We start from the raw sequence: 23593 nt of genomic DNA on the forward strand, positions 1-23593 counted from the left end.
TACGAAGATCAAACTCATTAAGCGCCGCGCTTATGGCTATCGAAACAATGAACACTTTAAAATACGTATCAGTTTAGAAACTGGCCGAGCAAACTAGCTCGTCAACTACACTTTATGGTGAAGAGCCAATTTAATGAAAAAATTAAGAATAGACTCCATTTAGAGCAAAATAAACACCTTTCTATTTTTGCTTTGGCCCCTATTCCTTTGTTAATCTACTTTGGCCATTTATTGTCGGACATTCCGACAGCAGACGTTTATCAGCTGCATCGAGAGCCACAAAGCTGGGAGTGGCAACCACATCCTGAAGAATTTGAATTTACAATAAGAAAGTCTAAAAATTATTCTTCTGTTGTTGCACTGAATATTTCTTTGAGTGCCACCATTAATAATGAAAGAATTACAGATGTTCTTGGAGAGGACATATCAATATGGACCATTACAATCGATCATCCCTATAATGATTTCCTCAAAAGCAAAGAACAACTGCAAATGTTTAGAGAAACTTTTAGGAAAGCATTGAATGAAATAAAAGCTGTTCATGACAGCGCAAAAGAATTACATGTATTTCCGGCATTACCTGTTTCAATTGGCATAGAAATTGGAAGGATACGTATGCCTAAAGCGGATCTGCCATTTGTTATATACGATGAAAATAAGAAAAATGGTGGTTTTAAAAAAACGATAGATTTAGTTTGAAATAAATAGCAGACCTATAGATGGAAGCGTCCATCAATGATTTATGGTTTAATTTTAGTCTTTTATCTTTTGATGCACTAATTTAGTTTAAACTGCTTTTAACGACCGTCTAATTTTAGAGTTTGAGTCTCTTATATTCCAATATTAGTAGATATATTTTTCTAAAACAATAATAGGCTCTAAACTAAACATTCTTAGCTCAGAGCCTACTACCACAAATTTTTCTAATTCAATTACACTTTTTCTAAATCATTTTTCTCGTGTCTCTCTACCTCTTCCAACTCATCGAGTGCAGCTTCCATTAATTTTTTAGATGCCCATACATTTATACTTTCCCCTGAATGTAAGGCCGCTTTATTGATGAACTTGTGGCGTCTTGGGCCTACTCGCAGCATAAAATTACCTGAAAAAGGTTTCTCTGGTTGTACGCCTTCAGATGCACAAAAATCAAGATAATCATCCACAGAATCATGAAACGCTTTTTTCATCTCAGGAATAGTTTCCCCTTGAAAGGTAATGGTATCTTTCAGGTCTACAACTTCTCCATGCAATATGCCTTCATCAACATCAAGGTCAATGACGCCGGTATACCCTTTATAAGTCAATATAGTCATTCTGTTACACCTGCTTCCTCTAAAAATTTCCTCACAGATTTGACGGCACCTTTATCAGTCACTCTTTCCGGATGCGGACGATGGAATACAGCAAATCGCCCATTCAACTTCACGCGAACACGAGAGCCGCGACCTTCGCTGATTTCGCCTCCAGCCGCTCGAAACAACGATTCGATGTCTGACCATGGGATGTCTGATTAGACGGGATCTGTGAAAATTTTTTGGAGTGTTTTCGAGTGTTTGTTATTTAATTTCTTAGGGGCCAGTGATATCACCTCTTGATATCATAATATTGGATCAATCTCTTATTGTCAATTGATCCAATCAAGTTTCCTCTATATAAAGAGAAATCATTATTTGTTTTTTAATTCTTCGATTTGTTTCACTAATTTATAGAATGTGGTCTTCTTTACCCCTGTTTCTCTCATAGCACGGGTAGCAGTCACGTGACCTTGTTTCCAGCTTGCATAAACTTCTAGAAAATCTTCTGAAATTTCGACTGTCGGTCGTCCATAAGGCTTTCCATTATTTAATGCTGCATCAATGCCTTCTCGCTGCCGCTTACGAATACGTTCTCGTTCATCTTGAGCGACCCAGGAAAGAATCTGCAAAACCAAATCCGCAATAAATGTTCCCATGCTGTCTTTATACTGGGTGGTATCCAGAAGAGGCATATCAAGAACTACAATATCTGCTTGAATCTCTTTGGTGATTTCGTTCCATTCCCCTAAAATTTCCTCTTTGTTTCTTCCAAAGCGATCCAAGGAATGAATATAGAGCACATCTTCTTTTCGAAGCACTCGTTTTAATAATTGATACTGTTCTCTTTGGAAATCTTTCCCACTCGCCTTATCAATAAAAATATCTCGACTGTTAATACCTAATTTTTCCATAGAAATTATTTGTCTGCTTTCATTTTGATCTTTACTACTTACTCGTATATATCCAAATTTTCTTTTTTCCATAAATTTCTATCATCTACCTTTTAGTATAGTCTTATTGTTAAATTATACCATAATATGTCCGTAAATATGTTGGTAAAATCGCGAACGTTCATAAAGTCATTTTACACTTTTGCGAACGATAAAACAGGCATATTTTCTATACGGAGTAAGCGTTCGGAAAAGTGTACTTTTAAGAACGAATAAATTATTTATCACAATAAAGTTCACTTACGATATCGTAATTTCTTTCAGCTTTATATCAGAAAATTCTTTCTATGTCGCGAAAAACTTATACAAATTTATTATTATTCAAACATCTGCTTGAATAAAGAAAACAAGATGATATACTATATTCAAACAAATATTTGAATGACGAGGTGTATGTATGAATAAGAAAGAAACATGTGAAGTTTTTTGTTATGACGAAGAAAAGGTTAACCGGATGCAAGAGAATTTACAAACTGTCGATATTGCCGGTATATCACAGATGCTTAAGGCTATTGCCGATGTGAATAGGGCAAAAATCACCTATTCCTTATGCAAGGAAGAGGAATTATGCGTCTGTGACATCGCAAATATACTCGGTGTGACTGTAGCAAATGCATCTCATCATTTACGCACGCTCTACAAAGAAGGCATCGTTACATTCAGGAAAGAAGGGAAACTCGCGTTCTATTCTCTGGAAGATCAGCATATTAAAGAAATCATGACGATTGCATTAATACATAGGAAAGAAGTGATAACCAATGTCTGAAGGGATTGCAGAGCTGACTGAAGAAGAAAAAAAAGTTTACCGTGTTCAAGGGTTTTCCTGTGCGAACTGTGCAGGGAAATTTGAGCGCAATGTGAAGAAACTACCTGAAGTTCAAGATGCGAAGGTGAATTTTGGCGCATCAAAAATTTCTGTATATGGTTCTGCAACAGTTGAGGAACTGGAAGAAGCAGGGGCATTTGAAAACCTCAAAGTGGTGCCTGAAAAATCTCGAGAAGAAAGTGGACAAGACAAAAAAGAAAAGGAAGTAACCGTTCCATTTTATAAAAAGCACAGCACTCTGCTCTATTCGCTACTATTTATCGCTTTTGGCTTCATTTCAATGTTGGTGAATGGTGATGACAATGTTCTTACACCGCTGCTATTCATCACTTCCATGATTGTCGGAGGGGCTTCAATGCTGAAAACGGGTCTCCAGAATTTAGTCCGGTTTGAATTTGATATGCGAACCCTGATGACAGTCGCAGTGATTGGCGGTGTCATCATCGGAGAATGGGCCGAGGTCGCCATTGTTGTCATCTTGTTTGCCATCAGCGAAGCGTTGGAGCGTTTCTCGATGGATCGAGCAAGGCAATCCATCAGTTCATTGATGGATATTGCTCCTAAAGAGGCACTTGTCAGACGCAACGGACAGGAAATGACAGTGCACGTCAATGATATTGCTGTGGGCGATATCATGATTGTTAAGCCTGGACAGAAAATTGCTATGGACGGCGTAATTGTCAATGGCTACTCTGCAATCAACCAGGCAGCAATCACAGGTGAATCAGTGCCGGTTGAAAAATCGCTCGATGATGAAGTATTTGCAGGGACACTGAACGAAGAAGGCTTACTGGAGGTTAAAATCACTAAATTGGTTGAAGATACGACCATTGCCAAAATCATTCATCTGGTGGAAGAAGCACAAGGTGAGCGTGCTCCTGCCCAGGCATTCGTTGATAAATTTGCAAAATATTATACGCCTGCCATTATGGGTGTCGCAGTGCTGGTTGCGATTGTACCCCCGTTATTTTTCGGTGCGAGTTGGTCCACTTGGGTGTATCAAGGGTTAGCGGTTCTCGTTGTAGGGTGTCCATGTGCATTGGTGATTTCCACGCCGATAGCGATTGTTTCAGCAATCGGAAACGCTGCCAAGAAGGGAGTCCTTATAAAAGGCGGGGTCTACCTCGAAGAAATGGGTGGATTAAAAGCCATTGCATTTGATAAGACCGGCACACTCACAAAGGGCGTCCCGGTTGTAACCGATTATCGTTTAATCGACAATGCAATTGATGAAAAGGAAATGCTGGCAGTCATCACAGCATTGGAAGATCGTTCTCAGCATCCATTGGCATCCGCGATTATAAAGAAGGCAGACAGTTATAACCTTCCTTATTCTGATATCTTTGTCGAAGACTTTTTTTCCATTACAGGCAAAGGGATACGGGGCAAAATCAATAATGAAATGTATTACGTTGGCAGCCCGGCATTATTTGAAGAGATAGAGGCAGATAATTTCAATGATGCAATTAAAAGTGATGTCAAAACACTTCAAGAACAAGGTAAGACCGTTATGGTTGCAGGAACGAAAAATACAGTTCAGGCAATTATTGCAGTCGCGGATGAAGTCCGCGAATCAAGTAAAGCGGTAATCCAGAAGCTGCATCAGGTAGGCATCGAAAAAACAGTCATGCTTACGGGGGATAATCATAGTACTGCCCGTGCGATTGGTTCACATGTCGGTGTCACAGATATTCAATCTGAATTACTCCCGCAGGATAAACTAGACGTAATCAAGCAACTAAAAACTGATTATCATCATGTAGGCATGGTCGGCGATGGGGTCAATGACGCCCCGGCGCTGGCAGCTTCCACCGTTGGCATCGCTATGGGTGGCGCCGGTACAGATACCGCTCTTGAAACAGCAGATGTCGCCTTAATGGGCGATGACCTGAAGAAACTGCCTTTTACCATCAAGCTCAGCCGCAAAACATTGAACATCATCAAAGCGAATATCGCTTTTGCCATTGGAATCAAACTGATTGCTCTATTGTTGGTCATCCCAGGATGGCTGACACTATGGATTGCGATTCTCTCGGACATGGGTGCCACTTTAGTGGTGGCCATGAATGGTTTGAGGCTTATGCGTGTGAAGGAAGATGAATTAAGCTTGGGTTCTTCCCAGATAAATAAAAGTACTGATGCTGAAAAATTGGAGTTGGAACTATGATTGTAACGGCATTTACAGCTGCTGCCGTTTATGTAGCGACAGGAATCGACTACCTCGTTATATTGATTCTTCTGTTTTCGCAAATCAAAAAGAGTAATCAAATAAAACATATTTGGATTGGACAATATATAGGGACAGTCATTATTATAGGCGCAAGTCTTCTGGTCGCATTGGGAGTAGCCAATTTTATTCCTCAACAATGGATGATCGGCCTGCTTGGATTGCTGCCACTTTACCTGGGTATCAAAATATGGATCAAAGGTGAAGAAGACGAAGATGAAGGCAACATTCTCTCCCTTTTCTCTTCAGGCAGATTCAATCAATTATTCATAACGGTCACTTTCATTGTACTGGCTTCCAGTGCGGATGATTTCGCTATCTATATACCGTACTTTACGACTTTAAATATGATGGAAATCATTATTGCCGTCATTGTTTTCATGATCATGGTTGGTGTTCTATGTCTAATCAGCTATCGATTGGCTTCCTTGAATTTTGTTTCAGATAAAATCGAAAAATATGAACGTTGGATCGTTCCAATCGTCTTTATAGGATTAGGAATTTATATCCTATTTGAAAATGGCACATTCAACGCTCTGTTCTCATTCCTATTTTAATAGAAAATTTTATAAGCCGATATCTCTCTTTTAATGTGAGATATCGGCTTAATTTTAGTGCAAAATATCACTTAAATAAGTGCAAAATAAAGTCAAAAGTCACAGTTATATCAGGATTTTTAAAATACCTCGACTTGCAGGTTTAGAGTGTACTTTTACGAACGTTTGATTTCTGTCATCCACATTCTTTAGAAACTAGTAAAATACTTTGACATTAATCGTTTACAATTGTAGACTAAATATAACGATTACAAACGTAAACGAAAAGGGGGATGAAAACATGAATACGCAAATAGATTATAATATCACTGATGCAGAATGGGAAGTAATGCGTGTCGCCTGGGCTCACGAAAAAGTCACGAGTAAAGAAATCATCAACGTGCTCCAGCAAAAAATGGATTGGAAACCAGCTACAACGAAAACCTTTATTGGCAGACTTGTAAAGAAAGAAATGCTTCATACGGAAACAGAAGGAAAGAAGTATATATATTCCGCCAATGTCAGTGAAAGCGAAATAACCAAAAAAATGCTTCATGAACTTCTGGAACGTATGTGTGACAAGGAAATTGGCAATACGATTGTGGATGTAATTTCCAAAGCACCTTTAAGCTTCAAGGATATAGAGAATTTGGAAAAAACATTGGAGAGTAAGAAAAAAGATGCTGTAGAGGAGGTCCCGTGCAGCTGTGTTCCAGGACAGTGTAAGTGTCAGAATCATCACTGCTAGACAGAAGGTTATTGATCAATGAGGTTAGCCGCTGTTCAGGAAAAAACAGCCGGCCATCTTTTTTAACTATTTATATACTATACCCAGGTATTGTACAAAACAGGTAGAGGAGGAATTGCTGTGAATAAAATTAATGTCTCTGTGAGTGGTATGACGTGTGCTTCATGCGTCAACCGGGTGGAGAAATCTATTTATAAAGTAGATGGCGTTGAAGAAGCCCAGGTAAACCTTGCTTCGCACAGCGCGCAGGTTTGGGTAGAGGACGATGTGACGAGCGAGCAGATTATTCAAGCCGTCGAAAAGCTTGGATACGGGGCAGAATTGCAAGGAAGTGACGAGGTGAAGGACCGTTCCGGGGAAGAGAAACTGGAGACGGATTCTCTTAAGAAAAGTGTGTTTTGGAGCAGCCTGGTAACAGCCATCGTTCTGATAGGGAGTATTCCGCACATGATGCCGCACTGGGGGGACTGGGTACCGGCGTTTCTTGCAAGCCCGTTCGTGCTTCTTTTGCTTACCTCCTATGTGCAGCTCGGTCCGGGGCGCCGTTTTTACACCAACAGCTATAAAGTATTAAAGAGCGGTTCGGCAGATATGAATGTGCTTGTCGCAATGGGAACGACAGCCGCATGGTTTTACAGTGGGGCACTGACGCTTTTCCCAGCCTATTTAACAGGACTCGGCTTTCCAAATGAGTTGTACTACGATGTCACCACGGTCATCACTACACTTATTCTCGTGGGCCGTTATCTCGAAGCAAAAGCAAAAGGAGAAACGTCGACTGCGATCAAAAAGCTCATGAACATGCAGGCAAAAACGGCGCGCGTAATACGCGGGGGAGAACAAAAAGAAATTCCAGTAGAGGAAGTGCAGATCGACGATGAGATCCAAGTGCGTCCCGGGGAGCGTGTTCCGGTAGACGGTCGGATCATCAAAGGGACCTCCTCTGTCGATGAGTCTATGATTACGGGCGAGTCCCTGCCAGTGGAAAAACAGGTGAAGGATGAGGTGATCGGTGCGATCCTCAATAAATCCGGAAGTTTTACGATGAAGGCTTCCAAAGTCGGAAAGGATACGATGCTTTCGCAGATTATCCGGATGGTGAATGAAGCGCAGGGTTCTAAAGCACCAATCCAGAGAATTGTCGATGTAATTGCTGCTTATTTTGTGCCGGCCGTAGTGCTGATTGCTCTCGGCAGCGCGGTTGTCTGGTTTCTGTTCGGACCGGAGCCGGCTATGATTATGTCGCTTACGACCTTTATCGCTGTGTTGATCATTGCTTGTCCGTGTGCCCTTGGGCTTGCGACACCGACAGCGATTATGGTGGGAACGGAAAAAGGAGCAGAAAACGGCATCCTGATCAAGGACGCGACGAGCCTGGAGCGTATAAAGAAAGTGGATACTGTCGTTTTTGATAAAACAGGTACGATTACGAAAGGAAAGCCTGTCGTCACAGATTTGATACTTTCCGGCATGCTGCCGGAGGAAGAACTGTTGCAGATGGCAGCTTCGGTGGAAAACAGCTCCGAGCATCCATTAGGGGAAGCGATTGTGGAAGCAGCCAAAGAAGAGGGTCTTTCACTGATCGAACCGGAACGTTTTCAATCGATTACCGGTCATGGAATTGAAGCCGTGTGGAATGGAAAAAAAGTTCTGATCGGCAACGAAAAGCTGATGCAGGACCGCGGGGTGGATACAGCTTCTATCAACAGCGAGAGCGTGGAGCTTGCAAAATCTGGCAAGACACCGATGTTTGCGGCAGTGGACGGGCAGATAGCAGGTATTGTTGCCGTAGCAGACACTTTGAAAGAAAATGCAAAACAATCTGTGCGAACGCTCCAGGAAATGGGGCTGGAAGTTCTAATGATCACTGGAGATCATGAAGATACGGCTGCGGCAATCGCGCGAGAAGCCGGAATTGATGATTATATTGCACAAGTGTTACCCGAGCATAAGGCAGAAGCGATTAAAAAGCTGCAGAAAGAAGGAAAAATTGTCGCTATGGTCGGCGACGGAATCAACGATGCCCCGGCACTTGCGCAGGCGGATGTCGGCATGGCGATCGGTACCGGTACAGACGTAGCGATGGAAACCGCAAACATCACTCTGATGAAGGGGGACATTGCAAAAGTCGCTACAGCGATCAAACTTTCCAGAACTACCATGCGTATGATACACCAAAACCTCGGATGGGCATTTGGTTACAATATTGTGCTGATCCCGGTAGCTGCTGGAGCGTTGTTCCCGGTGTTTGGTCTTCTCCTCAATCCTATGCTTGCCGGCTTAGCGATGGCGCTCAGCTCCGTTTCAGTAGTGTTAAACACTTTAAGACTGAGAAAATTTAAGTCAGTTACTGCGTAATTTATAACAAAGTTGATGTTCATGATTTTAACAGGATCTAATTAATAAAAATGTAAATGAAAGAATAAGGAATGTTGCACCTTGTAACGATAATAGAGAAGCAAAACACTTAGAAAGGAGCGGAATTCAATGAATGATCATCAGCACCATCAGCATGAGGCATCAGAAGATCATGCTCACGAAAATCATTCCGAAGGGCACGCACATCACGAAAACGAATTTAAACAGAGATTTTATGTTTCTCTGATCTTTATGGTCCCTATTTTACTTCTTTCTCCCATGATACAGTCCTTTATCGGAGTAGATTGGCGCTTTCAGGGAGACATGTTCATTCTTTTTGCGCTTTCCAGTGTGGTGTACTTTTACGGAGGATGGCCGTTTTTAAAAGGGGTATTCCAGGAAGCGAAACAAAAAGCGCCTGGGATGATGACGCTGATCGCTTTTGCCATTTCCGTCGCGTATTTTTACAGCACAGCGGTTGTATTCGGTGTTCCAGGGCACGAAATGTACTGGGAGCTTTCTACCCTCATCGTGATTATGCTGCTCGGCCATTGGATAGAGATGAAGTCGATTATGGGAGCATCCAATGCTTTGGAAGAATTAGTGAGGTTTATGCCCTCCACCGCTCACTTGTTAGAGCAGGATGGGAGCACGCGGGAAGTAGCCGTTTCTGATCTGCATCCCGGCCAGCAGGTGCTGATTAAACCCGGGGAAAAAGTACCGGTAGATGGAGAAATCATCAAAGGCTCTTCTGAAGTAGACGAATCCAGTCTGACCGGAGAATCTGTTCCTATTCTCAAAGAAATGGAAGATCAGGTCATTGGAGGATCCGTAAACGGAGAAGGATCACTGACAGTTACAGTGAATAAAACGGGAGAAGAAAGCTATCTTTCTCAAGTCATTACCATGGTGCAAGAAGCGCAGGAGTCCAAGTCCCGTGCACAGAACCTGGCGAATCGCGCTGCAAAGCTGTTATTTTATGTAGCAGTGCTTGCTGGCTCCGCTACGCTCGTTATCTGGCTGACTGCCGGATTTTCCGTACAGTTTTCTATTGAACGAATGGTCACCGTGATGGTCATTGCCTGCCCGCATGCATTGGGGCTTGCGACGCCTTTAGTTACGGCAGTATCAACAAGTCTGTCTGCGAAAAAAGGACTGCTGATACGAAATCGCACCAATTTTGAAGAAGGCCGGTATTTAGACGCGGTGGTATTTGATAAAACAGGCACGCTGACCAAAGGGGAATTTGGGATTACAGATTTTCTGACAGCAAACGATGGAGAGAAAGAGGAAATTCTTTCCCTGGCGGCTTCTGTGGAATCACAATCGGCACATCCGATTGCAAAAGGAATTGTCGAAGCAGCAAAAGATAAGCATGTATCGTTTTCTTCTCCTGACGACTTTACTTCTTTGACTGGGAAGGGACTGCAAGGCACGGTGAACGGGAAGAAAGTGATGGTGGTAAGTCCGGGATATATGGAGGAAGCGGACATTACTTATCCAAAGGAAGAATTTGAAGCATTATCCGAGGAAGGAAAGACAGTAGTGTTTGTGCTTATTAATGACAATTACGCTGCCATGATCGCCCTCGCCGATCAAGTACGGGAAAGCTCTAAGAAAGCCGTGGCAGCATTAAAAGACATGGGGATTAAATCAATCATGCTCACCGGAGATAATCAAAAGGTGGCAGAATGGGTAGGAAGACAGCTCGACCTGGAAGAAGTATATGCCGGCGTGCTTCCTCATGAAAAAGCGGAAAAAATCAAAGAAATTCAAGCAAAAGGTTGGAAAGTAGCAATGACAGGAGACGGGGTGAATGATGCACCTGCGCTTGCCAATGCGGATTTAGGCATTGCCATCGGGGCAGGAACCGATGTAGCGATGGAATCGGCAGATGTCATTTTAGTGAGAAGTGATCCGCAGGACGTAGTCGCGTTATTAAAATTGTCTCGCGCCACATATCGCAAAATGATCCAAAACCTCTGGTGGGCTGCGGGATATAATATTGTCGCACTCCCACTGGCAGCGGGTGTTCTCTATACATTTGGCATTCTGCTCACTCCCGCAGCTGGAGCAGTATTAATGTCGCTCAGTACCATCATCGTTGCGATTAATGCAAGATTATTAAAAGTTTCTTCATAAACAAAAGACTTTGCAGATTATGCTGGAACATACTAGTGCACAATTGTTGAATTCCTCCATCACCTCCATGTTACCTCGAATAGAGAATTATCAATATGGGGTGATAAGAATGGTCGTACGACAAGCTGCAACCATTGAATGAAGTGAAAACAGCATTATATTCTTGATGAACTTATGGCAGGGACCAAACCTCACTTCATCTTAAAACCCGTGCATTGATTATCATGAAAGCGGCAGAATGAATAACAAACAAATCGCGTTAAGAAATGGCGTAATCGTTAGGAAGAATCCGCAGAAGCTTTACCGCGTGAGGCCGAAAGGATTCACGCGGTAAATATCCCCATTTATTCCGTGATCAGTGATAGTTAGCTCCGGCAAACCAGGTTTCTTCTCAGACAATTAGAACACCGCTAGAAAAAGGGCTTCCCTTCAGCCACTGAACACTTGGAAAACACGCACGGCAAGACGAAAACGAAGGGATAGTAGAAAATATTTCCGCGAGCAGTGTTTTTCGTTTTTAAAAATCAGCGGATTTGAAACCTCCTCAAAGTAGGGTTTGATTACATCCAATCGTGGAAGATCCGGAAAAATATCAAGAACAGGTCAGGCAAGTATGCCAAGTTTATCAGGAAGCTTTAAACGAAAAATTTAACGGAGAGGGAGCATCGTCGTATCCGTGTGATTTATACACCGAAATAATGTTCCGGACTCCAACAAATTGCATGATGATTTAGCATTCTCTGCCGTGCATTAATCAATCCGAGAGCCAGCTTTCTTTCCGTGGAAGACCTAATCCATCAATTAAGTGAATCCATCGCATTTTGTAATCAACACCTGGCTAAACCATTTCTTTGGACTTATAAAGGAGGACGATTGGAGGTGTAACTATTTATTTGCGTCACGAAGCACTAGTGAAAATTAGTAGTTGATTCAACAAGTTGAGAAAGGAGAGAAAATCATCTTTTTCGCATTACCAAAATGTCATCATATCTAATATGCCGATGAAGATCATGAATCCCCCCGCGAGACGTTGCACTAAGCTACCTAACTTTCTTCCCTGTTTTAATATAGCGCCTCCAATTCCCAAATACCAAATGATAAATATTACTATCAAGAGAGGCAGCGTGGTGCCTATAGCGAAAATTCCTGGTAAAATCACTCCATATGCAGTGGAAAAAGTAACAGGCATAAGTAACACGAAAAATAAAATGAACATCGTGGGGCAAAATCCAAGTGAAAAACTAAAACCCAACATAAAAGCGCCCCAATTTCCTTTTCTTTGTCTCTTACCCGCCTCATAATTTTGCGATTTCCACAATTTCATTGTCCAACGCATCGTAAAAAATCCAAGCATATAGAGTCCGACGAATATTAATATGGGCCCTAATATCCTTCTGATCCAAGGGAAATAGGGTGTCAACTCTCTTTGGAATTCTTGTCCAATTATCCAAACGATGCTTCCGAGCAATGTAAAAGCTGTAATTTTTCCGAGCGTATAAAAAAATGTATTGGACCAAGAGATCCCTTTGTTGAGAGACTTTGAACCGTAGAGAGTAATCGCACTTACATTTCCTGAAAATTGACAAGGTGCTAAAGCTCCTACAACCCCTAGCGCTAAGGCAAACAATAGGGGGATTGTTTCAACGCTATTTGCCGCATTCATAAAAGGTTCTCGAAAAAATGCGCTGATTTGCTCCACTAATTGGTAAAACAACGAATCCCCACCTTTAATTGTATATTTGAAATTAATATATTGAAGTAATAGCCATTACTATGATACATAAATGTGTTGCATTTGTACTATTTCTGGACGTTTAATCAAAGCTACGGGAAGAAGTATACTGTAAAAGGAAGTAAAACATATCTGATGTCGCTTTTATAAAGTTGATAGATCAAGGAAGCAAAAAGTGATAATAGAATATATTTAGAGCCCTCCATTAAAAAGGAAATAGTTGAATTACATGAGGGGGTATCTGTTAAAAGCACAGAAGAAAAAACAGAGTTTTTAATTTATCTTAACTTGTAAAGACTTAAAGGTTTAAAAAATAACTTTTACATTGTTGTCTCTGTTTATCTTTTCTTTTTAATACTGCCTTCCTTACTTGAGCACTACCAATTAGTATCAGAAATATAGTTAAAACTATGTAGATAGTATATTGGTATTCTAATGCGATAACTCCTTCTGAAAATAAAGCAAGCATAAAAACGAATATAGTATTTCCAATAAAGGTAGCTGTAATATAATCTTTTGCTTTTATATTACTCAAACCACACCCAATATTAATTACACTAGCAGGCATGAACGGAAAAAGCCGCAACCACAGTACAAATTTAAACCCATTGTTTTCAATTTTCTGTTTGATTGTGAGATGGTTATATTTCATACCCCATTTATGAAAACCATACCTGCCCAAATAAAAAACCAATACAGATCCTAAGAAATTTCCTATTAAACTCCATATATAACCATAAAAGAAACCGAATAACCAAATGTTAAACATTGTAAGCAATAAAAAGGGAAGAATAGAAAAGATATTTTGCATCATCATAAATCCAAAGGTGATAATCAGTATGGTTAATAAGTTCTCACCCATCTTTTTTTGTAAAATCTCCCAATCACCAGAGTGGAAATAGACAATCCATTCTTGTTGATAAATAAAGCCTGCCCCAATGAATAAAACTAATAGAAAGAAAAAAAATAATTTCAACGCAGAGCCCCTTTCATCTTTAAAAAACCCAGCACTTTAACAAATTCAATAAGACCTCGGCGCTTTCTCATTATTCCACTATTAAAGTGGATTTTATATCCAAGTGCCCCCTCCCCATGAAAAGCTGAAGTAAATTGTAAATTCTCTCGGTGCCAATTATTGTGTACACTCCTAGACGTAATATTTTGCCCGGATATTATTTTTCCTTTTCTTGTTTTCTATGGATGTTTCTATACATGACTCTCGGAATGTGTAACAAGGAATGGAAGTATCAGCGTTTTCATGTCACAAACAACCGTTCTTCCCTAGATAAATAATTATTGGTTCTCCTATTAAAGGGGGATGTCTTAGCTTTGAATGTTTTCTACCCCTCGTTACATATTTAGAAATGCACGTTTAAAATAGAAAAATCCACTAGCCAACCAAGATAATAAAAGGTTAGAATTTCATTATATATATATCCATAATTATCCAATTTAGAGGAGTGAATTATTCCCACTTTCTTACTCGAAATGAAAGCATCCTTTCTTTTGAAAGACAGTCGAACTCTATAATCTGATTTGCAATGGTTAAACATAAAAATATTATACCTGAATTTATTGAAGAAAGTATGAAGGAGTAGCATGTAACAATAATGAATATGCAGGGGAGTCAATTTTATAATGTAGTATTCCTGTGATTTAACAAGTATTTTTGAAAAAAGAAGAAGATGCTCTTCAAAGAAAACGGATGAAGTGGAAATTATTCACAACATTTGGATGTTACTTTGTAATAAAGATTTATGAAATTGATTCAATTATCAAACGAACGCTACTTTGTATAAGCGGACCTCTGCAGGGAGTATCGGCAGTGAAACAGAACTGGAAGAAGTGAGGGATCACGCTATTCGGGTAAATGAACCGCTCACTTTTGAAGGAATATCTTTATACCAGGTCGATTATCGTTTAAACGAGCTTGCTACCTTTACTTTTGGGGTGGAAGTGGAAGATGAAGACGGAGAAGCAGAAGCATTGGAAGACGTAGTATTTGAAGTTGACCTGAATGACCCGGAGATGTTTTACGAGTTTGATAATGGTTACCAGATTGAAATTATAGAATATTTTCCGAATTTTTATATAGATGATGATGGGGAGCCGACTACGATGAATCGAATTCCTGATAATCCACGGATTATATTTGAACTATTTCCACCAGACGCTGATCCTGCCGTTGATACAGGAGAAATCAGCCTGATTGGAGTGCAGGTAAATGAAGCGCTGAACGGGGAAGGCGATCATACAATCCGGATGCTGGGTGTTGAAATGCTTGATCTTACAGGCTTAACAATTCGAAGAGATCATACGCTGCCGATTATTATGGCTGGCGGTGTGATTTTTATGATTGGACTTGTTCAAGGTTCCTACTGGTTCCACAGGCGTATTTGGATTCAACAAAAAGATGGAGAGTTCTTCGTAGCCGGTCATACGAATAAAAACTGGCATACGCTCAAAAAAGATATTGATTATTTAGGAGGCAAAGTTGCGCTTCCTGAAGTGGTTGACCAAGCAGATAAAGAACAGGAAGAAAAAGAACTAAAAGAGAAAGAAGCGAGAAAGCAAGAAGAGCAATTGAATGAAGGAGGCAGGAAATAGGATGTTTGAACTCAGCAGTACATTATTATATATTGCTTTCGGTCTGTATTTAGCTTCTACTATCTTTTTTACAGTTTCAATCACCGGTAAAAAGTTCAAAAACAAAGCGGGAGAGGAGCAGAATAAAGCAGGGTTACTCGGCTACCTCAGCGCGATAGTGGCTCTCATAGCAGCGATTGCATATTTTATCACCCGCTGGATGGCGACGGGGCATGCTCCGGTCAGTAATATGTATGAATATACAATTGCACTGGGAATTGCAATGTCACTCGCATTTGTAATCATGTATCCTATGTATAAAAATAATTACCTGGGACTGTTTACGATGCCGGTGGTCATGCTGATTATTGCCTACGGGTCCATGTTCCCTGGTGAAGCACAGCCGCTGATTCCTGCATTGCAGACGAACTGGCTGTTCATCCATGTAATCACGACAGCGATCGGTCAGGGGATTTTAGCGATTGGGTTTGCTGCCGGCGTATTATATCTTGTGCGCATGATTGACTTTACCAAGGCTTCAAAGAAAGTTAAAGGCATTGAGTTCATTATGTTTACCCTTCTTGCCACGGTTGCTTATATTGCAATAGGGATGGGCTTTAATGCTGCAGGATATACGGCTACGTTTGACTACGTAAATGAGTTTGGAGAAGAAGCTGCGATAGATTATTACCTGCCTCCGCTTGTAGGACCGAATGAAGGAGAGCTTGTCTCAGAGCAGGGGTTCAATCCTATCATTAACATGCCGGAATTTGTGCGCAGTGATGATGTGAACACTGTCGTTTGGTCAATTATTGGAGGATTGTTTTTATACGGTGGTCTCCGGTTTGGATTCCGAAAGCCTGTGGCAGGTCTCTTACAGCCGCTCGTCAGAAACGTGAATCCCCAGACAGTAGATGAAATCAGCTACCGTGCGATTGCGATTGGATTTCCTGTATTTACATTAGGAGGATTAATTTTCGCTATGATCTGGGCGCAGATTGCCTGGACTCGCTTCTGGGGATGGGATCCAAAGGAAGTATGGGCATTAATTACCTTTTTATTTTATGCGGTGTATCTCCATCTGCGCTTATCTAGAGGATGGCAAGGAGAAAAAAGTGCCTGGCTTTGCGTGATAGGCTTTGCGCTGATCATGTTTAACTTAATATTTGTTAACTTAATTATTGCCGGTCTTCACTCTTATGCGTAACTTCGATAGAATATGAATATCTAATGAAAAAGCTGTCCATTATGTATACTGGACAGCTTCCTAGTAGAGGTTTTCTTTTATTAGCATGACCCAATAATTGAAATACCTTCTCATTTCAATGTTATCGTTGGGTCGCAACCATTGGTCATTGCTCAAAATCCTGAATCCGCTGAACACCTCCCAATCTGAATCTTTGGTTCGCTTTGTCGCAGAACAAGAGGGTCTCCTATACGTCAAAGCACCATTCCTGGATAAACCAAATTGCGTGCTGATTCCGTATCCTTGCTTATGATTTTTAATCGAAGAACTACATTTCACTTGGTACAATAGCCTTTAGAATGGCTGACGAGTATATTGATTACTATAAATAACGCCTTGCCAAGCCAATTCGAAGGAGGTTTAAAAGGGGACTATTGAAAAGAGGATGTTCTATTTAAGTCATAAGGCACTAGGAATTCAGCATGGCATGCCACTTCTTTTGCGGGTTATTTCTACTTCAGGCTATTTCTTTACCAGCAGCTGCACATTTTTTTACAGTGATCATGATTATGCTTCTTACTTTCATTGTCTATGCTTCGCAAATCTTCGCACAGGCTGCTTTTAAATCAGAAGTAAATGGTGCGTTCCTAGTTAACGCTTGTTCTAAAAATGCACAGATATCTGCACCTTCACAATTCAGACGCATACACTCTCCCATCATTTTTACCTCTTCTTCTGGCAAGCAGGCATCGAAACAATGATTACACGCCTCCCCACATGCAAAGTTTGAATCAATTTCTAATGCTGTTCATGAGCCATTTATAAATCCCTCCTATATAATTGTACCTGCCATATATCTTTTATAAATAAACTGATATATAGATCCCATAGAAACTGCACGAAATTTTAATATTAATGTGCAATTTTCTTTACTGTCTCGAATTTTGAGAGTTGCAGCGCTAGTGAAGCGGAAGTTACTAGCAGTTCGCTATTAAGAGAAGATTTTGCAGGGCACAAGGCTCTTCCAGACACACTATCTGATTCAAAGAATTTCCAAAGCAATGGTATCAAAATAGATCACGGCTACGAGAAGAAGTAGCATGGGCAAAATATATAGGAAAGAAACGCCAAGAACGAATCCTATTTGCACCCAGCTTTTTTGTTGCTGGTGGTTCCGATTTTGTAGAGTTTTTTTAGTGAATGCTGCAGCTTGCAAAACCACCACAGTTAAACCCATGCCTAGAAAAACGTATAAAAACCAGATCGGTGGATAGGGTATCCAGTCCGGAGGTGTCGTTTGAAAAAAATAAAACAAGTATAAGATACCTCGTAACATCACGATATAAAAAATCACATGAACAAGAGTTCTGTGAAGCCATTTCCAGGTTGAAACTCCGAGAAGTTGAATGGATTTGTCAAATGAGGTGGCGGCTAACAGAATGATCATAGGGGCTACAATCAAACCCATTATGTTCATGATGCCGACTTCTGGTCTCATGAGCACATAACTTCCGATTTCTTCTACGTATTGGAAGCCAAATAATACAGCAAGATCCCATTGGGCCCAGCGATCCAGGATAGCATAACCGTGTCCAGCCGAGAGAATGGCAAACCATATCCCTATTTCACGCCTCCATGAAAGGAAACGTGCAGCGGGTGGCCAAAGAACGGCAATTGGAGAAAGAATGAGCGTGATAAATAACAGTATAAAGGCGGCATGCGCCCATGCGCGCCAAAAAGGGTGATCTGCCCCCCAGTCAGGCCAGAGAGCAAGTTCCACCCCCCAGGAAGTATAAGAAAGATAAAATAAGTAAACGAGAAGCAAAGATGCAGTTCCTGAAACTATGTGACGGAATATCAGTTCTTTTTTGCGGTGAAGGGGGCGGCCCATAGGTTCACACTCCTGTAGAAAATTTTGTGATTGCTATTGTCTATGTTTTATTAAAGGAAAAGGAGCTGAAAATCTGCCGAAACTTATTTTTATAGAGAAACAAGTTTCAATTGTTTTACTCTTTTTCCTTTTCTTCCTGTTCTAGTTTTTTGTTCTGATTCTTTAATAGAATAACGATGAGCTGAGCAATGATAAATGCTACGCTCATCAGTGCGAATGTGTAAATATAATCTCCTTCTTCAAGGCTGGGTAAATGTACAATTGATTCAGTGATGCTCATGGTTCTCCTCCTTCTTTTCCTAAAATTCTTTCGTTATAATAAAATTTGTTTGTTAAGGATAACAAAAAACCATGAAGTTTTTATGAAGATTTCTCCGATTTTCGTCGTCGAATCGAGAGCGACATAATTGCCATAACTGCGCCCATTTTACTTAAAAACGGACGCTCACCTAAGCACCCGATGAGCGAAGGGAACACTCAGACTAACAGAACGTGTCCGACTTAAGTGTCGTGGAATATAAGGTTGATGAAACCCAATGAGCCTATGGGTTTAATTTTTATTCGGTCGATCTGAAGATCCTGCATTTGAACCTAGCCAAGGTGCTGCGGGAGCTTCCCGCCTTTTGATCCCGGTTTTCTGCACGACGATCTAGCCTATATAAATGAATAACTAGACACCCAAGACCTAATTGGACGGGATAGACATATAATAGGTGTTCGGTAATCTCTACATAAAAATTTAATGCTTTTTTGAAACTATTTCCTTTCCCATCACTCCATACATTAATTTTTATCTTAACTTCATATAAATTTCACACCTTTAGACTATGCTGTTTAATAGTAAAGAAATTGGAGGTGAAAATATGAGGAAAAATAAAATGACATTAGGATCCCTTCCTTTGCTAGCGGCAGTTTTGTTAATGGGGTGCGCTGATGAAGAGTCTCCAATCAATGAGAGTGAGGAGCCTCAGAACTCTGAAACAGATGCAACTGGGGAAGAAGAAATGAATATGAACTCCGAGTCGAATTCTGAGGAAGAGATGAACCACTCAGAAATGGATCACTCAGCTGAAGAAATGTCTAGTTCCGGTGAAGTACCTGAAGGTCTGGAAGAGGCAGAAAATTCTACGTATGAAGTAGGAAGCCAAGCGATTATTCAAGCAGACCACATGCAGGGCATGACAGACGCTGAAGCAACAATATCCGGCGCCTTTGATACCACCGTTTATACGGTTTCGTATATACCTACAGACGGGGGAGAACCTGTAGAAGACCATAAATGGGTCATTCATGAAGAATTTGTAGATACAGAGTCAGCACCGCTGGATGCAGGTACTGAAGTCATACTCGATGCAGAGCATATGGAGGGTATGGATGGTGCAGAGGCCACTATTGACACAGCGGAAGAAACAACCGTATACATGGTGGATTTTGTTATGACAGATACTCAAGAAGAAGTCTCGAATCATAAATGGGTGACAGAAAGCGAATTAGCTGCTGGGGAATAGATTCAAATATTCTCAGCAATTAATATAATAGACTGAATAAAACAATCGCTCCTATAAAAAACGCTTTCGAAACTAAAAGGATCGAAAGCGTTTTTGATTCTGGGAGGAATACTGCGCTGCTTTAATCATTTAATTTATAAATTATATAAAGGAATTATCAATATCGTAATTCTATATATATCTATACCTCTTTTTAATATGATAGCCTAAAGCAAAACTATAAGAAATTCGACCAAATTGGAATAACATTAAGTGGCTCGAGCATTAGTACGCGAGTATAATATCGTAAATTTCATTAAAAATGGCTTATTTTCGATTATGTACAATTTTGGTGCAGCAATTTTGATAATCTTACAGGCAAAAGGAAGAATGAAGCAAAGCGATCTAGACATTTCGTCTTTCTTCAATAAATTTTCATAATAAAAGGAAGGATAGGTAGTAGCCTTCCTTTTATTATGAAATATGCTCAAATGAACAATAGACTGAAATAAGTAGAGGAGAGTAACGATGGTTGTCACTAATCAAATAATAGATCCAGTGGCATTTGATCTTGGACCAATCACTGTCCAATGGTATGGAATAATTATTATGCTTGGAGCAGTATTGGGCTATTTGATCGCGGCTAGTGAAGCAGATAAACGTGGCTTGCCGAAAGATACGCTCACTGATTTATTACTATATGCGATTCCCATTTCTATTGTATCGGCCCGCTTGTATTATGTGATTTTTCATTGGGAACATTACACTGGTGATTTAGGAAGAATACTTGCGGTTTGGGAAGGCGGTCTAGCCATTCATGGCGGGCTTATTGGTGCAGTGATTACTACTGTAGTATTCGCGAAAAGAAGAGGGTTATTGTTTTGGAAAATTGCCGATATTACCGCACCTGGTATTTTGCTCGGTCAAGCTATCGGGCGCTGGGGAAACTTTACGAACCAAGAAGCTCATGGAGGGGAAGTAAGTCGGGAATTTTTAGAAGGTTTACTGCTTCCTGAGTTTATCGTTAATCAAATGTTTATTGATGGTGTGTATTATCATCCAACATTTTTATATGAGTCGATTTGGAGTTTAATAGGGGTTGTCTTTCTACTATGGTTACGGAGCGTGAACTTACGTCGAGGAGAACTTTTCCTTACCTACGTCATTTGGTATTCCGTTGGACGTTTTTTTATCGAATCATTGAGAACCGATAGTTTAATGATATTTGATTTACGGACAGCGATGATGCTTTCAGTCGTTCTAGTCATTGTCGCAGTGGGTTTAATGGTATACCGTCGTAAAAAGGGATTATCGAAAATACGATATTTGGATGAAGAATCTTCGCAAACGAACAATCATTCAAAAGAGAAGAAAAAAATAAAGAAATAAAGCGCGGATTTTTTTGATTGGAACAGCTGCAGTCATTAATGCAGTGGTAAATACTAGAATATCGATTCACTTTCAATGAAATCAAATGCTATTCGCAAGGGTTATTATTTAATGGATTAGGGATTATCTTTGGAACAATTCATTTTAGAAGAACTTTTTAATAGAACACGCGTTAAGCGGCAATTAGGAGCAAAAACTGAAGAGCAGATGGTGGCTTCACTGGACGATCTCATTCCATAAATTTACCAGGAGATACTACATGAATAAAATAACCTGCGAATGTGGATGTCAAAATCCGTTTGGTACTTACTTATGTGAATCTTGCGGAAAACCAATCAAAGAGGATAACAAGCTTGCTAATATGAGTTAGGAGGGGACTAGCTCGATTTCCTATTTTTCCAGTGGAGAAGTCATCGTACCATCTGGCACTCGGATGACCACGATCTACAGGTAGCGAAACACCTTTAAAAGCAGCACTGGCTTCGGTTTAATGAGTGTGCGGCCACGAACCCCCACGTAAAGAAGAGAAGGGAATGGTCCGGTCGAGCTTCTCATCTTACTTCTGCAGTAGTTCCATTGTTTCCTAATTCCATGATATTTCCGTCTGCTTTTTCCTTATAGTAGTGTTTAGACTGGGAATAAACTTATTTGTTATGTAGGCCCCAGTGTTTTTAAAAATCCTTATAGAAATTTAGTTTTTAGGAGGAGCTCTTGGTCTCCTCCTATGTTTATTTCAGAAAAATGAGCAAAGTTCTAAACTATTTAAATTTGATAATAGGAGGGGAAAAATGAGTGTAGCAGAATCAATCGTACATCTTCCAAGTTGGGAGGATGGGGGGTACGGATATACTTTTTTTATACTTGCAGTGATGTGGTCTTTAGCTTTTATTGTTATAAATTTGTTGAAAAAATCCGAAAAAAAACAAAGGAAGTTAGAAAAAGAATTGTACGTGGAAGAAAGTAAAAGAAGGGATTAGGGAGCTATGGGCTCCCCTTTATCAATCCAAATTTCCCAAGAGGCTCCTCCATCAAAAGAAAGATAGAGGGAATCCTCAGTTCCTCCCGCAGCAATGGTGTCTCCATGTCTATCAAATGCAATAATAGGTTCATCGGGTAGTGCCATGTCATATGCTTCCAACGTCTCTCCTAAGTCTTCTGTATAAAACCAACCTTCCTGCTCTCCCACGCCATAAACTAAATGACCATCGTCATAAGGAGTACTACTTAAAGCAGTCGTTTCTTGTTGTATATGCTCCCAGGATCCCCCACCATCTTCAGAGCGGTAGATTCCATACGGGGAAGCAGCAGCCAGAACTTCAGAATCCTCCGCATCTGCAAATATTTCTAAGATTTCCTGGTCATTAAAATCTTCTTCATTTACTATTGTCCACTCCTGGCCGGCATCTCTTGATGAATAAAGATGTCCATTGTAAGCGTCAAACCCATAAAGAATGGAAGCATCTGCGGGACTTTCAACAAGGTGATGAAAATCAACCTCTTCATAAAGTACATCTACTTCCCACGATTCTCCCGCGTCTTCACTGCGCATAGCGCCTAAAGGATTACCTAAGTCAGAGGCAGGGGACGGATGGCCACTACTAATAAAGACTCCATCCTCTAAAATAGTAAGTCCCATAAAATCGTGGCGTTCTTCTGGAGACCCCTCCCAAACCATCGTTTGATTATCAATATTTACATGCAGAAGGCCGTGGTGCGTACCGATATATGGATCTCCATTTCCGGACGTATGAAAAGATATATCATGCATATGCATGATTTCTTCTGCTTCTTCTCGTGCTTCTTGCTCTGCATCAGTGCTGCAAGCGGTGGTTACAAAAGCAATCGTAACCGCTAGAATAGAAATATTCTTATTTGACAAGTTGCTCATCTCCTTACAAATTTTCTATGTTACTCTATTCAATCATTATGCAATCTAAATATGAAGAATGTATGAAAGCAGTATTCTCCAAGTTTATTTTTTCTTTTACATAAGGAGTTTTCTCTTTTTAAAGCGAAAAACAAGATCTCCCAGTAGGAGAAGCTAAATGCTCGTTTTGATTCCTGGTTAATCGTATGCTATAGAAAGAAGTGTAACTGGTAAGGTATCTATAAAAACGAGCAATAATATCTGTTCCATTCTAGGTTATAGGATTAAATAACCTTATTCAAAAATAAAAATTCATAGTTTCTTCAAATTTATTTTTTATACTAATGGCAGGACGAAATTTTAAAAAGATATA

At 40.4% G+C, this 23593-nt stretch carries 20 protein-coding genes and 1 pseudogene; 13 read left to right on the plus strand and 8 right to left on the minus strand.

Going from position 1 to position 23593, the window contains the following annotated elements; all coding sequences use genetic code 11:
• On the plus strand, window positions 1-97 hold a 97-nt coding region (locus HCN83_RS07695; protein WP_168006037.1), incomplete at its 5' end, for a transposase.
• Between the two features lie 17 nt (window positions 98-114).
• Complete coding sequence (locus tag HCN83_RS07700) at window positions 115-699, plus strand: SAVED domain-containing protein (protein WP_205774547.1); 585 nt, start codon at window positions 115-117, stop codon at window positions 697-699.
• Window positions 700-932: 233 nt separating this feature from the next.
• Here HCN83_RS07700 and HCN83_RS07705 read toward each other — a convergent pair whose 3' ends face one another.
• The 3 genes from HCN83_RS07705 to HCN83_RS07715 all read right to left on the minus strand — a co-directional run bounded on the left by HCN83_RS07705 (window position 933) and on the right by HCN83_RS07715 (window position 2278).
• Entirely contained in the window at window positions 933-1313 is a 381-nt protein-coding gene (locus tag HCN83_RS07705) for a type II toxin-antitoxin system HicB family antitoxin (protein ID WP_168006039.1), read from the minus strand.
• Window positions 1310-1504: a type II toxin-antitoxin system HicA family toxin gene (locus HCN83_RS18850; RefSeq protein ID WP_168006297.1), complete on the minus strand. Its 195-nt coding sequence runs from the start codon at window positions 1502-1504 to the stop codon at window positions 1310-1312. Before HCN83_RS18850 ends, HCN83_RS07705 begins: the two co-directional genes overlap by 4 nt.
• Window positions 1505-1666: 162 nt before the next feature.
• Window positions 1667-2278, minus strand: coding sequence for a recombinase family protein (locus tag HCN83_RS07715; RefSeq protein WP_168006041.1), 612 nt, complete (start codon window positions 2276-2278; stop codon window positions 1667-1669).
• 364 nt (window positions 2279-2642) lie between these two features.
• Between HCN83_RS07715 and HCN83_RS07720 the strand changes: the two genes are divergently transcribed.
• The 6 genes from HCN83_RS07720 (at window position 2643) to HCN83_RS07745 (ending at window position 11082) form a co-directional block, all read left to right on the plus strand.
• Window positions 2643-3011, plus strand: a complete 369-nt coding sequence (locus tag HCN83_RS07720) for an ArsR/SmtB family transcription factor (protein WP_052256044.1) — start codon at window positions 2643-2645, stop codon at window positions 3009-3011.
• Window positions 3004-5238 carry a heavy metal translocating P-type ATPase gene (locus HCN83_RS07725; protein WP_168006043.1) on the plus strand — a complete coding sequence of 745 codons (2235 nt, stop codon included), beginning with the start codon at window positions 3004-3006 and terminating at the stop codon, window positions 5236-5238. Before HCN83_RS07720 ends, HCN83_RS07725 begins: the two co-directional genes overlap by 8 nt.
• The gene (locus tag HCN83_RS07730; RefSeq protein ID WP_168006045.1) at window positions 5235-5855 is read left to right on the plus strand and encodes a CadD family cadmium resistance transporter; all 621 of its coding nucleotides are present in this window, start codon (window positions 5235-5237) and stop codon (window positions 5853-5855) included. The genes HCN83_RS07725 and HCN83_RS07730 overlap by 4 nt, the downstream gene beginning before the upstream one ends.
• Window positions 5856-6135: 280 nt before the next feature.
• Window positions 6136-6582, plus strand: coding sequence for a CopY/TcrY family copper transport repressor (locus HCN83_RS07735; RefSeq protein ID WP_168006047.1), 447 nt, complete (start codon window positions 6136-6138; stop codon window positions 6580-6582).
• Window positions 6583-6702: 120 nt separating this feature from the next.
• Window positions 6703-8940 carry a heavy metal translocating P-type ATPase gene (locus HCN83_RS07740; protein ID WP_343033675.1) on the plus strand — a complete coding sequence of 746 codons (2238 nt, stop codon included), beginning with the start codon at window positions 6703-6705 and terminating at the stop codon, window positions 8938-8940.
• A 129-nt stretch (window positions 8941-9069) separates the two neighbouring features.
• A complete protein-coding gene (locus tag HCN83_RS07745) occupies window positions 9070-11082 on the plus strand; it encodes a copper-translocating P-type ATPase (RefSeq protein WP_168006049.1) in 2013 nt (670 codons plus the stop codon).
• Window positions 11083-12052: 970 nt separating this feature from the next.
• Here HCN83_RS07745 and HCN83_RS07750 read toward each other — a convergent pair.
• A complete protein-coding gene (locus tag HCN83_RS07750; protein WP_168006301.1) occupies window positions 12053-12745 on the minus strand; it encodes a sulfite exporter TauE/SafE family protein in 693 nt (230 codons plus the stop codon).
• A 367-nt stretch (window positions 12746-13112) separates the two neighbouring features.
• Complete coding sequence (locus HCN83_RS07755; protein ID WP_246238148.1) at window positions 13113-13790, minus strand: TVP38/TMEM64 family protein; 678 nt, start codon at window positions 13788-13790, stop codon at window positions 13113-13115.
• 809 nt (window positions 13791-14599) lie between these two features.
• Here HCN83_RS07755 and HCN83_RS07760 point away from each other — a divergent pair.
• Together HCN83_RS07760 and ccsB are read left to right on the plus strand one after the other, a co-directional pair.
• Window positions 14600-15421: pseudogene (locus HCN83_RS07760) on the plus strand (cytochrome c biogenesis protein ResB); the annotation flags it as partial.
• Between the two features lies 1 nt (window position 15422).
• Window positions 15423-16607: a c-type cytochrome biogenesis protein CcsB gene (gene ccsB, locus HCN83_RS07765; RefSeq protein ID WP_168006053.1), complete on the plus strand. Its 1185-nt coding sequence runs from the start codon at window positions 15423-15425 to the stop codon at window positions 16605-16607.
• A 1021-nt stretch (window positions 16608-17628) separates the two neighbouring features.
• Here ccsB and HCN83_RS07775 read toward each other — a convergent pair.
• Window positions 17629-18477, minus strand: a complete 849-nt coding sequence (locus HCN83_RS07775) for a ferric reductase-like transmembrane domain-containing protein (RefSeq protein WP_168006055.1) — start codon at window positions 18475-18477, stop codon at window positions 17629-17631.
• A gap of 115 nt (window positions 18478-18592) precedes the next feature.
• A complete protein-coding gene (locus HCN83_RS07780; protein WP_168006057.1) occupies window positions 18593-18757 on the minus strand; it encodes a hypothetical protein in 165 nt (54 codons plus the stop codon).
• Between the two features lie 583 nt (window positions 18758-19340).
• Here HCN83_RS07780 and HCN83_RS07785 point away from each other — a divergent pair.
• From HCN83_RS07785 to HCN83_RS07795, 3 genes are all read left to right on the plus strand, one after another.
• Window positions 19341-19985: a YdhK family protein gene (locus HCN83_RS07785; protein WP_168006059.1), complete on the plus strand. Its 645-nt coding sequence runs from the start codon at window positions 19341-19343 to the stop codon at window positions 19983-19985.
• Window positions 19986-20492: 507 nt separating this feature from the next.
• The gene (lgt, locus tag HCN83_RS07790; protein WP_168006061.1) at window positions 20493-21353 is read left to right on the plus strand and encodes a prolipoprotein diacylglyceryl transferase; all 861 of its coding nucleotides are present in this window, start codon (window positions 20493-20495) and stop codon (window positions 21351-21353) included.
• A gap of 788 nt (window positions 21354-22141) precedes the next feature.
• Complete coding sequence (locus tag HCN83_RS07795; protein WP_168006063.1) at window positions 22142-22330, plus strand: hypothetical protein; 189 nt, start codon at window positions 22142-22144, stop codon at window positions 22328-22330.
• Here the strand turns inward: HCN83_RS07795 and HCN83_RS07800 are convergent.
• Window positions 22327-23241 (minus strand): F510_1955 family glycosylhydrolase, encoded by a 915-nt coding sequence (locus tag HCN83_RS07800; RefSeq protein ID WP_168006065.1) that lies wholly within the window; start codon window positions 23239-23241, stop codon window positions 22327-22329. The genes HCN83_RS07795 and HCN83_RS07800 overlap by 4 nt on opposite strands.
• Between the last annotated feature and the right edge of the window lie 352 nt (window positions 23242-23593).

Origin of the sequence: Alkalicoccus luteus (assembly GCF_012034335.1) — a bacterium.
GTDB classification, from domain to species: Bacteria; Bacillota; Bacilli; order Bacillales; family Salisediminibacteriaceae; genus Alkalicoccus; species Alkalicoccus luteus_A.

Bases quoted from the DNA above. Each gene is read 5' to 3' on its own strand.
- HCN83_RS07730 (WP_168006045.1), top strand. From the start codon at position 5,235: ATGATTGTAACGGCATTTACAGCTGCTGCCGTTTATGTAGCGACAGGA.
- HCN83_RS07785 (WP_168006059.1), top strand. From the start codon at position 19,341: ATGAGGAAAAATAAAATGACATTAGGATCCCTTCCTTTGCTAGCGGCA.
- HCN83_RS07720 (WP_052256044.1), top strand. From the start codon at position 2,643: ATGAATAAGAAAGAAACATGTGAAGTTTTTTGTTATGACGAAGAAAAG.
- HCN83_RS07725 (WP_168006043.1), top strand. From the start codon at position 3,004: ATGTCTGAAGGGATTGCAGAGCTGACTGAAGAAGAAAAAAAAGTTTAC.
- HCN83_RS07700 (WP_205774547.1), top strand. From the start codon at position 115: ATGGTGAAGAGCCAATTTAATGAAAAAATTAAGAATAGACTCCATTTA.
- HCN83_RS07750 (WP_168006301.1), bottom strand. From the start codon at position 12,745: ATGAATGCGGCAAATAGCGTTGAAACAATCCCCCTATTGTTTGCCTTA.
- lgt (WP_168006061.1), top strand. From the start codon at position 20,493: ATGGTTGTCACTAATCAAATAATAGATCCAGTGGCATTTGATCTTGGA.
- HCN83_RS07735 (WP_168006047.1), top strand. From the start codon at position 6,136: ATGAATACGCAAATAGATTATAATATCACTGATGCAGAATGGGAAGTA.
- HCN83_RS07780 (WP_168006057.1), bottom strand. From the start codon at position 18,757: ATGAGCATCACTGAATCAATTGTACATTTACCCAGCCTTGAAGAAGGA.
- HCN83_RS07800 (WP_168006065.1), bottom strand. From the start codon at position 23,241: ATGAGCAACTTGTCAAATAAGAATATTTCTATTCTAGCGGTTACGATT.
- HCN83_RS07775 (WP_168006055.1), bottom strand. From the start codon at position 18,477: ATGGGCCGCCCCCTTCACCGCAAAAAAGAACTGATATTCCGTCACATA.
- HCN83_RS07795 (WP_168006063.1), top strand. From the start codon at position 22,142: ATGAGTGTAGCAGAATCAATCGTACATCTTCCAAGTTGGGAGGATGGG.
- HCN83_RS07715 (WP_168006041.1), bottom strand. From the start codon at position 2,278: ATGGAAAAAAGAAAATTTGGATATATACGAGTAAGTAGTAAAGATCAA.
- HCN83_RS07705 (WP_168006039.1), bottom strand. From the start codon at position 1,313: ATGACTATATTGACTTATAAAGGGTATACCGGCGTCATTGACCTTGAT.
- ccsB (WP_168006053.1), top strand. From the start codon at position 15,423: ATGTTTGAACTCAGCAGTACATTATTATATATTGCTTTCGGTCTGTAT.
- HCN83_RS07745 (WP_168006049.1), top strand. From the start codon at position 9,070: ATGAATGATCATCAGCACCATCAGCATGAGGCATCAGAAGATCATGCT.